The organism is Microbulbifer hydrolyticus (assembly GCF_009931115.1).
Taxonomy (GTDB): Bacteria; Pseudomonadota; Gammaproteobacteria; order Pseudomonadales; family Cellvibrionaceae; genus Microbulbifer; species Microbulbifer hydrolyticus.
This window is the reverse complement of the sequence record NZ_CP047491.1, coordinates 124,988-137,911: the sequence shown is the minus strand read 5'-3', so window position 1 is coordinate 137,911 and position 12,924 is coordinate 124,988. Positions and strand designations below refer to the sequence as shown.

At 61.0% G+C, this 12,924-nt stretch carries 14 protein-coding genes; 5 read left to right on the top strand and 9 right to left on the bottom strand.

What is annotated here, in order from left to right; genetic code table 11:
* Window positions 1–159: 159 nt before the first annotated feature.
* The 5 genes from GTQ55_RS00610 to ftsY form a co-directional block, all read right to left on the bottom strand.
* Window positions 160–537, bottom strand: coding sequence for a DUF423 domain-containing protein (locus GTQ55_RS00610; protein ID WP_161856963.1), 378 nt, complete (start codon window positions 535–537; stop codon window positions 160–162).
* 264 nt (window positions 538–801) lie between these two features.
* Complete coding sequence (gene rpoH, locus GTQ55_RS00605; protein ID WP_161856962.1) at window positions 802–1,656, bottom strand: RNA polymerase sigma factor RpoH; 855 nt, start codon at window positions 1,654–1,656, stop codon at window positions 802–804.
* A 376-nt stretch (window positions 1,657–2,032) separates the two neighbouring features.
* On the bottom strand, window positions 2,033–3,031 hold the full coding sequence (ftsX, locus tag GTQ55_RS00600; RefSeq protein WP_161856961.1) for a permease-like cell division protein FtsX: 999 nt from the start codon (window positions 3,029–3,031) through the stop codon (window positions 2,033–2,035).
* Window positions 3,015–3,698 carry a cell division ATP-binding protein FtsE gene (gene ftsE / locus GTQ55_RS00595; RefSeq protein WP_161856960.1) on the bottom strand — a complete coding sequence of 228 codons (684 nt, stop codon included), beginning with the start codon at window positions 3,696–3,698 and terminating at the stop codon, window positions 3,015–3,017. The genes ftsX and ftsE overlap by 17 nt, the downstream gene beginning before the upstream one ends.
* 223 nt (window positions 3,699–3,921) lie before the next feature.
* On the bottom strand, window positions 3,922–4,944 hold the full coding sequence (gene ftsY, locus GTQ55_RS00590; RefSeq protein ID WP_221296284.1) for a signal recognition particle-docking protein FtsY: 1,023 nt from the start codon (window positions 4,942–4,944) through the stop codon (window positions 3,922–3,924).
* 404 nt (window positions 4,945–5,348) lie between these two features.
* Between ftsY and rsmD the strand changes: the two genes are divergently transcribed.
* The 4 genes from rsmD (at window position 5,349) to sugE (ending at window position 8,724) form a co-directional block, all read left to right on the top strand.
* A complete protein-coding gene (gene rsmD, locus GTQ55_RS00585; protein ID WP_161856958.1) occupies window positions 5,349–5,942 on the top strand; it encodes a 16S rRNA (guanine(966)-N(2))-methyltransferase RsmD in 594 nt (197 codons plus the stop codon).
* 108 nt (window positions 5,943–6,050) lie between these two features.
* Window positions 6,051–6,539 carry a pantetheine-phosphate adenylyltransferase gene (gene coaD / locus GTQ55_RS00580; protein ID WP_161856957.1) on the top strand — a complete coding sequence of 163 codons (489 nt, stop codon included), beginning with the start codon at window positions 6,051–6,053 and terminating at the stop codon, window positions 6,537–6,539.
* Between the two features lie 68 nt (window positions 6,540–6,607).
* On the top strand, window positions 6,608–8,368 hold the full coding sequence (ggt, locus tag GTQ55_RS00575; RefSeq protein ID WP_237567756.1) for a gamma-glutamyltransferase: 1,761 nt from the start codon (window positions 6,608–6,610) through the stop codon (window positions 8,366–8,368).
* Between the two features lie 29 nt (window positions 8,369–8,397).
* On the top strand, window positions 8,398–8,724 hold the full coding sequence (sugE, locus tag GTQ55_RS00570) for a quaternary ammonium compound efflux SMR transporter SugE (RefSeq protein ID WP_161856956.1): 327 nt from the start codon (window positions 8,398–8,400) through the stop codon (window positions 8,722–8,724).
* Between the two features lie 214 nt (window positions 8,725–8,938).
* On the opposite strand, the gene mutM is transcribed toward sugE, so the two are convergent.
* From mutM to radC, 4 genes are all read right to left on the bottom strand, one after another.
* A complete protein-coding gene (gene mutM / locus GTQ55_RS00565) occupies window positions 8,939–9,754 on the bottom strand; it encodes a bifunctional DNA-formamidopyrimidine glycosylase/DNA-(apurinic or apyrimidinic site) lyase (RefSeq protein ID WP_161856955.1) in 816 nt (271 codons plus the stop codon).
* Between the two features lie 232 nt (window positions 9,755–9,986).
* Window positions 9,987–10,142: a 50S ribosomal protein L33 gene (gene rpmG, locus GTQ55_RS00560; protein ID WP_066960071.1), complete on the bottom strand. Its 156-nt coding sequence runs from the start codon at window positions 10,140–10,142 to the stop codon at window positions 9,987–9,989.
* Between the two features lie 33 nt (window positions 10,143–10,175).
* Window positions 10,176–10,412 (bottom strand): 50S ribosomal protein L28, encoded by a 237-nt coding sequence (gene rpmB / locus GTQ55_RS00555; protein ID WP_161856954.1) that lies wholly within the window; start codon window positions 10,410–10,412, stop codon window positions 10,176–10,178.
* Window positions 10,413–10,766: 354 nt separating this feature from the next.
* The gene (gene radC, locus GTQ55_RS00550; RefSeq protein ID WP_161856953.1) at window positions 10,767–11,441 is read right to left on the bottom strand and encodes a RadC family protein; all 675 of its coding nucleotides are present in this window, start codon (window positions 11,439–11,441) and stop codon (window positions 10,767–10,769) included.
* Between the two features lie 142 nt (window positions 11,442–11,583).
* Between radC and coaBC the strand changes: the two genes are divergently transcribed.
* Window positions 11,584–12,804, top strand: a complete 1,221-nt coding sequence (gene coaBC / locus GTQ55_RS00545) for a bifunctional phosphopantothenoylcysteine decarboxylase/phosphopantothenate--cysteine ligase CoaBC (RefSeq protein ID WP_161856952.1) — start codon at window positions 11,584–11,586, stop codon at window positions 12,802–12,804.
* The last annotated feature ends 120 nt before the right edge of the window (window positions 12,805–12,924 follow it).

The window sequence follows — 12,924 nt, the reverse complement described above, 5'->3', positions numbered from 1 at the left end:
CTTGGCGGCCAAGCACCGGGTATGAGTTTTCAGAACCACTGTAAACCCATCCCTGGGCGTTGCGGCGGCGACGTCCTGTCGCCGACGCTTCTGAAAACTCATACCCGGCACCTGGCCTTCGATTCATATTTTTGTGGCCTAACCACCTCGAGTGGGCAGTTACTTTGCGTAACCCAGTGCGGCGATAAATAGTGCTATCCAGCCAGCGATCATCAAGGTTCCCCCCAGTGGCGTGATAGGGCCAAGGATTCTGGGGCCGCCAAAAGTGAGGCCATAGAGGCTTCCTGAGAAAAGCAGGATACCGATAGCAAACAGAGCACCGCTTACAATCAGTGAAGTTTTGGCCCCGATCTGATGAATCAGGATAGCCACGGCAATAAGCGCCAGGGCATGGATCATCTGGTAATGCACACCAGTTTTAAAGGCTTCCAGCAGGTTTTCCGCGACTTTGTCGCGCAGGCCGTGGGCCCCGAAGGCGCCGAGGATAACGCCGGTGCCGCCAAAAAACGCGGCGAGCAATAGATACAATTTAGCCATCAGTGTTTTCCTTACCAATCGGCTTGCGAAGTTAAACAGTCCAACGCGAAGGGGGAGCGCTGGGTGCGGGTTTTCAGAAGCGTCGGCGACAGGACGTCGCCGCCGCAACGCCCAGGGATGGGTTCACAGTGGTTCTGAAAACCCGCACCCAGCGATCCTCCGCCACCGAGCCCGCTTCAAAGCACACACCACAGAAGCCGGGGCCAGATACGAAAAAACCGCGCCAGTAGCGCGGTTCTTGAATCCGGTCAGTGAGAAGGCGTATCAGGCCTCCATCGCCACCCGGACTTTTTTCATGGCGTTCTTTTCCAGCTGGCGAATACGCTCCGCGGAAACACCGTATTTGTCGGCCAGTTCGTGCAGCGTGGACTTGCTCTCGCTCAACCAGCGCGCCTCGATGATATCGCGGCTGCGGTCGTCCAGCTTCTCCATGGCGGCGGTCAGGTTGTTCACGCTGGTTTCCTGCCAGTTATCGTGCTCCAGCATGGTGGCCGGATCGTAACGGCGGTCTTCCAGGTAGTGCGCCGGCGCCTGCCAGGCGGAATCTTCGTCGTCGTCCACACCGGCGTCAAACGCCGCATCGTGGGCCGCCAGACGGCCTTCCATATCGTGCACATGCTGCACATCGACATTCAGCTCAGCAGCCACGCGCTTGGCTTCGTCGTTGGTCAGCCACGCCAGCTTCTTCTTCTGGCCACGCAGGTTGAAGAACAGCTTGCGCTGCGCCTTGGTGGTCGCGATCTTGACGATGCGCCAGTTGCGCAGAATGAACTCGTGGATTTCCGCCTTGATCCAGTGCACCGCAAAGGACACCAAGCGAACACCCTTCTCGGGATTGAAACGCTTCACCGCCTTCATCAGGCCCACGTTACCCTCCTGAATCAGGTCGCCCTGGTTCAGACCGTAACCGGAGTAAGACTTGGCGATGTGTACCACAAAACGCAGGTGAGACATGACCAGCTGGCGGGCTGCCTCAAGGTTTTCGTGGTAGTAGAGATCTTCCGCGAGCTTCTTTTCTTCCTCGGCGGACAGGACCTCAAAGCCGCTGACTGTCTGGATATAGGCGTTCAGATTGGCGCCCGGAGACAGTGTGTGGATCGGCTGTAGATTGGTTCCCATTCAGGATTCTCCTCGTAACTCTCTATTGCCCCGCTTGGCACTTGCTGCCCGGACTAATACTTACCGGGACCAGTAGTTTGCGGCGGCTTGCTCCCTCCAGCCCTGGGCTGGTCAGCCTTTGAGCGGCACTGGAAGTGCAAAGTTGGCCACAGTGTAGCACTCGCAACGGGAAATGGAACCCCGTCCGAGATCGGCCGGCACACCCCGCCAGCCCTTGATTTCCGGTGTGTTAGAACAGTTATCCACAGGGGAAGTTCCACGCCGGGCGATGGACTTTGCGAATCTTGACTGACCGATAGGTCAGCCAGTTTAACGGTACGACAAATTGCGCCCGGAGCGGGAGCTCGGGGGCCGTCATCTGCCCGCTTGCGCGCAGTTACCTCGGCTGAATCGCGGAGATATGCCGCGCCACTGCAAGCCATGCCCCGGTCAGGCCCAGCAGGGCAGCGCCGCCACCGAGTCCGAACAGATAGGTAATCCCCGGCCCGTCGAGCTCGAAGCCGCTGCCGTACAGGTTCGCCAGTCCGCTGACCGGCCCCGCCAGCAACCAGACGCCGATACTCACCAGCAGCCAGGCAATCAGCCCGCCCACCAGGCCATATACCAGCCCCGTGTACAGGAATGGACGGCGCACAAATGCATCGGTGGCACCCACCAGCTTCACTACCAGAATTTCCTGGCGGCGATTCTCGATGTGCAGGCGGATACTGTTTACCACCACCAGCAGTACCCCCAGTGCCAGCAAAAACGCCAGTCCCAGACTCATACGCCGGCCAAGCTCGGTCAGATTGGCCAGCCGCTGTACCCAGGCCATATCCAGAACCACGGAATCCGTCAGCGCGCTTTCACGCAGGCGTTGCGCCAACGCCTCCAGCGCCGCGCTGTCCGACCCTTTCGGCCGCACCAGTAATACGGCCGGCAGCGGATTGGTGTCCATGCCGAGTAGTGCGTCGCCAAGCCCCGATGCCTGCTGGAACTCCGCCAGTGCCTGCTCCGGGGAAATATACGTCACCTCCGCCACCAGTGGATCGCCGCGCAGGTCGTCGGCAAAGGAGGTCACCGCGCTCTCCTGGGCCCGCTTGTGCAGGAACACGGAAACCTGTGGCTGGCCATCCCAGCCCGCCACCGCTCTTTGAAAGTTGGCAAGCCCCAACTGCAGCGCCGCCGGCAGCGCCAGTGCAATCGCAATCACCAGCGCCGTCATGCCGCTGGACATGGGCGCGGCAAAAAAGCGCACCCAGGATTCGCGCCACATCTCGCGGTGATGGTCCAGCCAGCTGCTGAAACGGTCACCGACACCGGTGCGCGCGGCTACCGCGCCAGCGGATCGGGTGCGCTCGGTAGCCGGGGAGGAGGGTTTAGTACGCTGGTTCACGGCTGGGGTATCCGTCGTAGATCAATTGGCCCTGCTGCAGGGTAAGCACCCGCTGACGCATGCGTGCGATCAGCTCGAGATCGTGACTGGCAATCAGCACCGTGGTACCCACGGCGTTGAACTGGCGGAACAGCTGCATGATCTCTTCCGACAATTTGGGATCCAGGTTACCGGTAGGCTCGTCCGCCACCAGCAGCGCCGGCTTGTTCACCACCGCCCGGGCAATCCCGACCCGCTGCTGTTCACCGCCAGACAGCACGATGGGATTCTGCTTTTCCTTGTGCAGCAGCCCCACCTTGTCCAGCGCCGCGCGCACCCGCCGGCCCACCTCGCGCTTGCTACAGCCGGAGACGGACAAAGGCAGGGCCACATTGTCGAACACGCTGCGGTCGAACAGCAGCTGGTGGTTCTGGAACACGATGCCGAGATTGCGGCGGTAGTAGGGGATCTGGCTGTTGCGCAGCCGGTTGAGGTTCTGGCCGCCGACGATGATGCTGCCGCGGGTCGGGCGCTCGATGGCGGTGAGGAGTTTCAGCAGGGTGCTTTTGCCGGCGCCGGAGTGGCCGGTGAGAAACACCATTTCTGCGCGGTCGATTTCCAGACTGACACGCCCCAGCGCATCCTGGCCGGACTCGTAGCGTTTATTGACATTATCAAACTGGATCATGAGCGCATTTTTGTTGTTTTTAGTTCAGCTACGGTACATCGCCGTCGAACTCGCAGAACTTTGCGCGAAGGCGCTGATACCGGGTATCGCTTTCTGAGACCTTCCGCGAGAGGGACCTCGCGGAAGAGCCCCCATGGATGGGTTCACGGCGTGTCTCAGAAAGCGATACCCGGTAGCAGCGCCGCCACCGGATTTTCCGAGAAAGGGCCCGAGCCCTAGCTAGTCACCCCTGCGATCGGTTAAACAGGGCGGCTACGAAATCCTTCGCCGCAAACGGCTGTAAGTCTTCTGCCTGCTCCCCCACACCGATAAAGCGTACCGGAATCCCCAGCTTCTGCGCCAGCGCGAAAATTACCCCGCCCTTGGCGGTGCCATCCAGCTTGGTCAGCACCAGGCCAGTGACCCCGGCGGAATCCCGGAAGGTCTCTGCCTGGGAAAGCGCGTTCTGGCCAGTGCCCGCATCCAGCACCAGTAACACCTCGTGGGGTGCGGAACCGTCCAGCTTGCCCATCACCCGGCGAACCTTCGACAGCTCTTCCATCAGGTTCGCCTTGTTGTGCAGGCGGCCCGCGGTATCCGCAATCACCACATCCACACCGCGGGACTGGGCGGACTGTATTGCATCAAAGATGACCGAGGCACTGTCGGCGCCGGTGTGCTGGGCCACCACCGGTACATTGTGGCGCTGGCCCCACACCTGCAGCTGCTCCACCGCTGCCGCACGGAAGGTATCACCTGCCGCCAGCATCACCGACTTGCCCTCATTGAGATAGCGGTGTGCCATCTTGCCGATGGTGGTGGTCTTGCCGACGCCGTTGACGCCAACCACCAGGATCACAAACGGTTTCTTGGCCTGGTCAATCGACAGTGGTGCTTCCACCTTGTCCAGCAGTCCGGCCAACTCTTCCTGCAGGGCGTTGTACAGCGCTTCGCCGTTCGACAACTCGCGGCGGGAGACACGCTCGGTAAGGCGGTCAATGATCTCGGTCGTGGCATCCACTCCCACATCCGCCATCAACAGCTGGGTCTCCAGCTCCTCCATCAGGTCTTCGTCGATCTCTTTGGCGCCCAGGAACAGATTGCCCATGCCTTCCGCAAACTGGCTGCTGGTACGCGACAGGCCGCGGCGGATACGCGCGAAGAAGCCTTCTTTTTTCGGCTTGTCCTGGGTGGCCGGCTGGAGTGCAGCTTCGGACACAGGTTCCGGTGAAGATTCGGGCGCCTCTGGCTCGGCAACGCCAGCCAATTCCGCAGCGGGATCGAACGCCGACTCCGGAGCCTCTTCGACCGAGAGCTTTTCACCCGCACCAGCAGGCTCCGGGGTAGGCTCGGGAGCGCCCTCGCCGGAATCGGCCAGCAGGTTGTCCGGGATTTCCAGTTCCGGTTCCTGCACCAACTCGGAATCGGGTTCGGTTGATTCCGGGGCCAGGGGGTTATCCACATGCTCTTCGGTGGAGTCTTCAGCCTCGGGCTTTTTCTTGCGCAGGAAATCAAAAATCATCGGATGTGAATTCTTCGACTGGAGATACGGTAGATGACATGGCCACCGGCGGCGACTGGCGGCCAGTGGCGGAAAGGCGCTAATCTTAGCACCGCTGACTGTTTAGCACACAGTGATGCCCGCTTATTTCCCCATCGACCGGACAGCAAATGCCGAGAAACCGCAGACCCCGTTCCAGTGACCGTTCAAAACCGGCCCCGCCGTCGCAGTTGCGCATCATCGGCGGCCGCTGGCGCGGGCGCAAAGTGGCTTTTGCGCCCATCGAGGGCCTGCGCCCGACCGGCGACCGGCTGCGCGAGACCCTGTTCAACTGGCTGCAATTCCATTTGCCCGGGGCCCGCTGCCTGGACCTGTTTGCCGGTTCCGGCGCCCTCGGCCTTGAGGCACTGAGCCGTGGCGCGGCGGCTGTGGATTTTGTGGAGCTGGACCGCGGCGCGGCGCAAATGCTGCGCCAGCAGCTGGATCTGCTGCAGGCCGAGGGTGGCCGGGTACACAATTGCCCCGCCGAAGTCTTCCTGAGCCAGGCGACCGGTGCCTTCGACATCATCTTTGTCGACCCGCCCTTTGCCGGCGACCTGTGGCAGAGTACGCTGGCCGGCCTGATTGAGGCGGGATGTGTGGCCGAAGGCACCCTGATCTATGTGGAATCACCGCGCGACACCCGGATCAATGCACCTGCGGGCTGGCAACTCGAGAAAGAAAAGCAGGCGGGACAGGTCTGCCTGCGACTATTCGCCGCGTGAATCCCCCGGATTCATCCCGGTTCTCGTCATTTTCACCGGAGTTTTTGAGAGCCGGGCCTAAATTGTTTAACATGCGCGTCCCTTCTGGCCGGCAAGACGAATTGGCTTATGAAAAAAGTGGTTTACCCGGGTACTTTCGACCCCATCACCAATGGCCACATGGACCTGGTAGAACGGGCCTGCCGCCTGTTTGACCACGTCATCGTCGCCGTGGCGGCCAGCACCCGCAAAAACCCGCTGTTCACCATGGAGGAGCGGGTGGAGCTGGCACAGCAGGAGCTCGCCCACCTGAAAAATATCGAGGTAATCGGCTTTGACATCCTGCTCGCCGACCTCGTGCGCCAGGTAGACGCCTATGGTGTGGTGCGCGGTCTGCGTGCGGTATCGGACTTCGAGTACGAATTCCAGCTCGCCAATATGAACCGTCAGCTGGCGCCACAGATGGAAAGCCTGTTCCTGACCCCGGCAGAGCACCTGTCCTACATCTCTTCCTCACTGGTACGCGAGATCGCCTCCCTCGGTGGCGACGTCACCAAGTTTGTACCCCCGGGCGTACAGAAAGCCCTGCAGGAAAAATACAACCAGCAGACTCCCTGACCTGCTTCAGTCACTGACGGTCTGATACACTCGGGCGATCCCAGCGAAATTAGCCACCGGATCGCCCTGTGAACAGACTTCTGCATTTTTTCCTTTCTGTTTCCCTGACCTCTGCCACCGCGGTGGCCGCACCGTCCCTGCGCGCCCAGCAAGCCGCGCAACAGGAGATGCAGCCGGAAGTCGCCACCGGGCGCACGCAAATCAAATCCGCCAGTGCGCGGGAATATATGGCAGTAACCGCCAACCCCCACGCATCGACCGCCGCAGAGCAGATATTGGCCAGAGGCGGCAGCGCCGTGGACGCCGCCATCGCAGCGCAACTGGTGCTGGGGCTGGTGGAACCGCAGTCCTCCGGCATTGGCGGTGGTGCATTCATGCTCAGCTATCGTGCGGACGACCAGACGCTTTACAACTACGACGGCCGCGAAACTGCCCCCATGGCGGTGGATGAAAATTACTTTATCCGCGACGGCCAGCCCCGCGGGTTTCTCGACGCGGTGATCGGCGGTTATTCCGTGGGAGTACCCGGTGTCATGCGCATGCTGGAGCTGGCCCACAAGCGCGATGGCAAGCTGCCATGGAAGGAGCTGTTTCAGCCGGCCATTACCCTGGCGGAACAGGGCTTCGCAATCTCCCCGCGGCTCTACCAGCTGGCACTGCGGATGCCGCGGGTAGCGGTGCGCCCGGCGATTCGCAATTATCTGTTCGGCCAAGACGGCAAACCGCTGCCGGTCGGTCATATCCTGAAAAACCCGGCCTATGCCGAAACCCTGAAAGAACTCGCCGAGCAGGGTGCCGCGCCGTTTTATGAGGGTGACATCGCCGCAGCCATCGTCGACGCGGTGCGCAACGACCCGCAAAACCCGGGGGTGATGACGCGCAAGGATATGGCAGATTACCAGGCCAAAATGCGCGAGCCGGTGTGCTCGGCGTTCCTGGTTTATGAAGTCTGCGGTGCGGCGATGCCGTCTTCCGGTGGCACCACCGTGGGCGCCACCCTCGGCATGCTTCAGCACTTCCCGCTGAACAAATACCCGGTGGGCAGCGCGGAACTGACCCACCTGTTTGCGGAAGCCTCGGAGCTGGCCTTTGCCGACCGCAACACCTATGCCGCGGACAGCGATTTTATCGATGTACCGGCCAGAGCGCTGGTGGCACCACACTATCTCGCCCAACGCGCCAAGTTGATCAATATGGAAAAGGCCCAGCCGGCCAGGCCCGGCGTACCCGGCGAGTTTGCCGGCAAACGCCTGAAGGCGAAATCACCGGAGATGCCCAACACCAGCCACCTGTCCGTCGTCGACAAGTATGGCAATGCGGTGAGCATGACCACCAGTATTGAAACCGGCTTCGGCTCGCGCTTGCTGGTGAAGGGGTTTTTGCTGAACAACCAGCTCACGGATTTTTCCTTCGTGCCGCGCGACGCAGAAAAAAATCTGGTGGCCAACCGCGTGCAGGCGGGCAAGCGCCCGCGCTCCTCGATGTCACCAACCATCGTGTTCAACCGCGATGGCAGCCTGCGCCTGATCGTCGGCTCTCCCGGCGGTTCGCGCATTATCGATTACACCGCACGCACCATCCTCTATCACCTGGCCAAGGACATGCCCATCGCCGAGGCCATCCATACCGGCAATGTGACGGCGATCGGCTACCGGGTGGAAGTGGAGCCGGACGCGCTCACGGAAGGGGAACTGGAAAAGCTCGAGGCGCTTGGCCACAAGGTAGTGCGCAGAGAACTGAACAGCGGTATCCACGCTATCGCGCTTAAAGACGGCAAATTGCTGGGCGGCGCGGACACCCGCCGCGAAGGCAGCGCCCAGGGCAGGTAACGCCGGTCGCCGGCCAGGAAAATACACCCATGCCCAATCCGTGGCTTCTTTTATTGATAGCGGGACTACTGGAAGTGGGCTGGGCGATTGGGCTCAAATACACACAGGGCTTCACCAAACCACTGCCCAGTGTGCTCACGATCATTACCATGATCGCGAGCTTTTATTTCCTCGCCCAGGCGCTGAAGACCATTCCGGTGGGCACCGGTTATGCGGTGTGGACCGGTATCGGCGCCGTGGGGACGGCGATTCTGGGGATCGTACTGTTCGCGGAATCCAGCGCACTGCCACGTCTGGCCTGCATCGGGCTGATCGTGGCCGGGATTATCGGTCTCAAGCTGACCTCGCCCACCTGAATCCAGTTAATTGGGCCACCAGAGAGAGTTAGTGGGATTATCCGGACAGCGCCCGACCCCACATTCCAACAGTGTCGACAGCACATTCAATAACAGGATCACCGGAAAACTGATTCCCGCCTAACTGCCGAGCCAGCCAATTGCTCCCCTCGACGCCGACTACGCCAGCTAAATCTGGCGGAAATAAGGGCGGTGAGGAAAAACGATTTCCCAATCAGCGCTGGCAGCGGGGGCAGAAGAAGGTGTTGCGCTGGCCGATGATCTGCTCGCGGATGGTACCGGGGCAACGCCGGCAGGGCTCACCGGCGCGACCATAGACGTTCAACTGCTGGGCGAAGTAGCCGGGCTTGCCATCGCCGCCGACGAAGTCTCTTAAGGTGGTGCCACCCTGTGCAATGGCGGAAGCCAGCACAGCCTTTATCGCTTCCGCCAGCCTCTGGTAACGCAGACGGGAGATTTTTCCGGCGGGGGTGGTGGGGCGGATACCGGCCACAAACAGGGCCTCACTCGCATAGATATTACCGACGCCGACGACGATGCGGCCGTCCATGATGAAGCTTTTCACCGGGGCCTTGCGGCCGCGGGAAGCGCTGAACAGGTAGTCGCCGTGGAAGTCTTCGCTCAACGGCTCGGGGCCGAGGTGGGCAATGAGCTCGTGCTCGGCGATATCTTCGGTGGTCCACAGCAGGGCGCCAAAACGGCGGGGGTCGTGGAAGCGCAGGCGCTGGCCGCTATCGAGGAGCCAGTCGATATGGTCGTGCTTTTGCGGGGGCAATGCGCCGTCGACGATCCGCAGACTGCCGGACATGCCCAGGTGCCAGATCGCCATGCCTTTGTCGGTTTGCACCAGCAGGTATTTGGCGCGGCGGTCGAGGTGCTGGATACGGGCGCCTTTGATTTTTTCCGCAAAGTCGGCATCCACCGGCCAGCGCAGACTGTGCTGGCGGATCTCGCACAGTTTTACCTTGCGCCCCTCGAGGTGAGGAGCGAGTCCGCGTTTGGTGGTTTCGACTTCTGGTAATTCAGGCATTGATCGGGTCCCGGGTAGCCACTAGCTGGCCAAGTGGCGGCTCCGCTAGCGATGGCCCTTTGCCAGACACGCCGTGAACCCATCCCTGGGGGCTCGGCTGCGGCCATCCAGGCCGCAGACGGTCTGGCAAAGGGCCATCACTATCGAAGCCTTCGCATAAACGAATAGTGCTTTTTCAGACACAAAAAAGCCCGGATAACCGGGCTTTTTCGCGAACCAGCAAGACAATCAATTACTTGATTTTGCCTTCCTTGTACATAACGTGCTTGCGAACAACGGGATCGTATTTTTTGATCTCCATTTTCTCAGGCATGTTGCGCTTGTTCTTGTCAGTGGTGTAGAAATGGCCGGTACCGGCGCTGGAATTCAGGCGAATCTTGTCACGCATTGTTCTATCTCCGATCTGCTGCTAGCGCAGCAATTAAACTTTCTCGCCGCGCTTACGCAGCTCAACCAGTACGGTATCGATACCTTTCTTATCGATAATACGCATACCTTTGGTGGATACACGCAGTTTAACGAAACGCTTCTCTGCTTCCACCCAGAAACGGTGGGATTGCAGGTTCGGCACGAAGCGACGCTTGGTGCGGTTTTTGGCGTGAGAAACGTTGTTTCCGGTTACCGGGCGCTTGCCGGTTACCTGACATACCTTGGACATCTGATTAGCCTCTTTAACTCTCTCGTGCCCTCAGCGCGGCGGCGGGGCAGGTGCAAAATTCGGTTCCAGCGCGACCGCAGGATCTGTACAGAATCTAGCCCGGCCGCAAAGAGCGGCGTTTTATACCAGAACACCCTTTAGGGGGCAAGTTTTAACCAGCTTTTTTGCTGTCTCGTCGGCCACTTTGGGTCGAGAGCATATATCGGACTACGAAGTATATGGGCCGACGAGAAGGCATGGCGCCGGGTGCGGCTTTTCAGGATCGTCGCAAACAGGATGTTTGCGCCGAAGCGCCCAGGGATGGGTTCGCAGCGGTCCTGAAAAGCCGCACCCGGTGTCATGCCGCCAACGCAGTCAGATAAGACCCCGCTCCGCAAACGAGCACCCGGCGCCTTCGCCGACGATCAGGTGGTCCAGCACCCGGATATCCACCAGTGCCAGCGCATCCTTCAACCGCCCGGTGATGTGGATATCCGCCTGGCTGGGTTCGCTGACCCCGGAGGGGTGGTTGTGGGCGAGGATGACGGCTGCGGCGCCCCTGGCCAGGGCCGCCTGCACCACCTCACGGGGATAGACGCTCGCCGCGTTCAGCGTACCCTCGAACAACTCCTCATAGGCAATCACCCGGTGCTGGCTGTCCAGAAACAGGCAGCAGAACACCTCCCGGGTACGGTGGCGCAACTGTGCGGATAGATAGTCACGTACCGCCTGCGGACTGGTCAGCGCATTCGCGCGCTTCAGGTCTTCCGCCAGATGGCGCCGCCCCATCTCCAGCACTGCCTGCAGCTGCACAAACTTCGCATCCCCCAGCCCCTTGCCGGCGCAGAACACCTTGCGCTCCGCCTCCAGCAACGGCCGCAGACCGCCAAAGTCCGCCAGCAACTGCCGCGCCAGATCCACCGCCGAGATACCCGGAAGCCCGGTGCGCAGAAAAATCGCCAGCAGCTCTGCATCGGACAGCGCTGCAGCCCCCTTGGCCAGCAGCTTCTCCCGCGGCCGCTCTTCCGCCGGCCAGTCCGTAATCGCCATAATCCCCTCCCTGGGCGAGACCATGCGGTCAAAGTGAATGCTCGCTTCCATTGCGAGCCAACAACCACTGACGATGGGCCATACTGCCACCGCCCGTAAGATGGTAATCTTACGCGCTCTCAGCGTTTCGGAACCACACAATATGCCCTCTCTGGCCGACAAACGGATACTGCTTGGCGTTACCGGCGGCATCGCCGCCTATAAAAGCGCCGACCTGGTACGCAGGCTCCAGGATCGCGGCGCCACCGTGCGCGTGGTGATGACCGCCGGAGCCCGCGAATTCGTACAGCCGCTGACGTTTCAGGCCCTGTCTGGCAACCCGGTACACACCGATCTGCTGGATCCGGCCGCCGAGGCCGCCATGGGACATATCGAACTGGCCAAGTGGGCCGATGTGATCCTGATTGCCCCGGCCAGCGCCAGTGTGATGGCCAAGCTCGCCGCCGGTATCGCCGACGACCTGCTGACCACCCTGTGCCTCGCCAGCGACGCGCCGCTGATCGTCGCCCCGGCGATGAATCAGGCCATGTGGCGAAACGTCGCGACCCAGGACAACGCGAAAACCCTGCAACGCCGCGGCACAACCCTGCTGGGGCCGGGCGCCGGCAGTCAGGCCTGTGGCGATGTGGGCCCCGGACGTATGCTCGAACCGCTGGATATCGTCGACGGGCTGATAAAAGCCATCGCACCGGAACAGGTACTGAAGGGCAAGAAGGTCACGATCACCGCCGGTCCTACCCGCGAGGCGCTGGACCCGGTGCGCTACCTGAGCAATCACAGCTCGGGAAAGATGGGCTTCGCCATTGCCGCCGCCGCCGCCCGCGCCGGCGCCGAAGTCACCCTGATCGCCGGTCCGGTGCGTCTCGACACACCGGCGGGGATCAAGCGGGTGGATGTGGTCAGCACCGAGGATATGCTCAGGGCCGCAGAAGCGGCCGCCGATGACTGCGACCTGTTTATTGCGTCCGCCGCGGTGGTCGACTTCCGGCCGACCGTGGTCGCCGCACAGAAGATAAAGAAAGAAGACGACAACGAAAGCGATGTGCTGCAACTGGTAAAAAATCCGGATATTGTCGCCACTATCGCAGGCCGTACCAGCAAGCGCCCGTTTGTTGTGGGCTTTGCCGCAGAGACCGAAAAGGTCGCCGAGCACGCCAAAGGCAAGCTCGCACGTAAAAATCTCGACATGATCATTGCCAATGACGTGAGCGACCCGGAAGGGGGCTTCAACAGCGACCGCAATCAGGTCATGGTGATCGATCACGCTGGCGAGCAAGCGCTGCCAGCGGCACTCAAGACGGAACTGGCGACACAGCTGGTAGAACTGATCGCTACCCGGGCATTTCCGGGTCAGCACCAGTAAAAGAAACAACAACACACAAGATTCAGAAAAATACTTAACCGGTCCGGGGGCTGGTCTGGGAAGACTGGGAGACTTGAGCTAGTCGTGGCTTCACAAATTCAAAAAGAAAAAAGGCCTTTG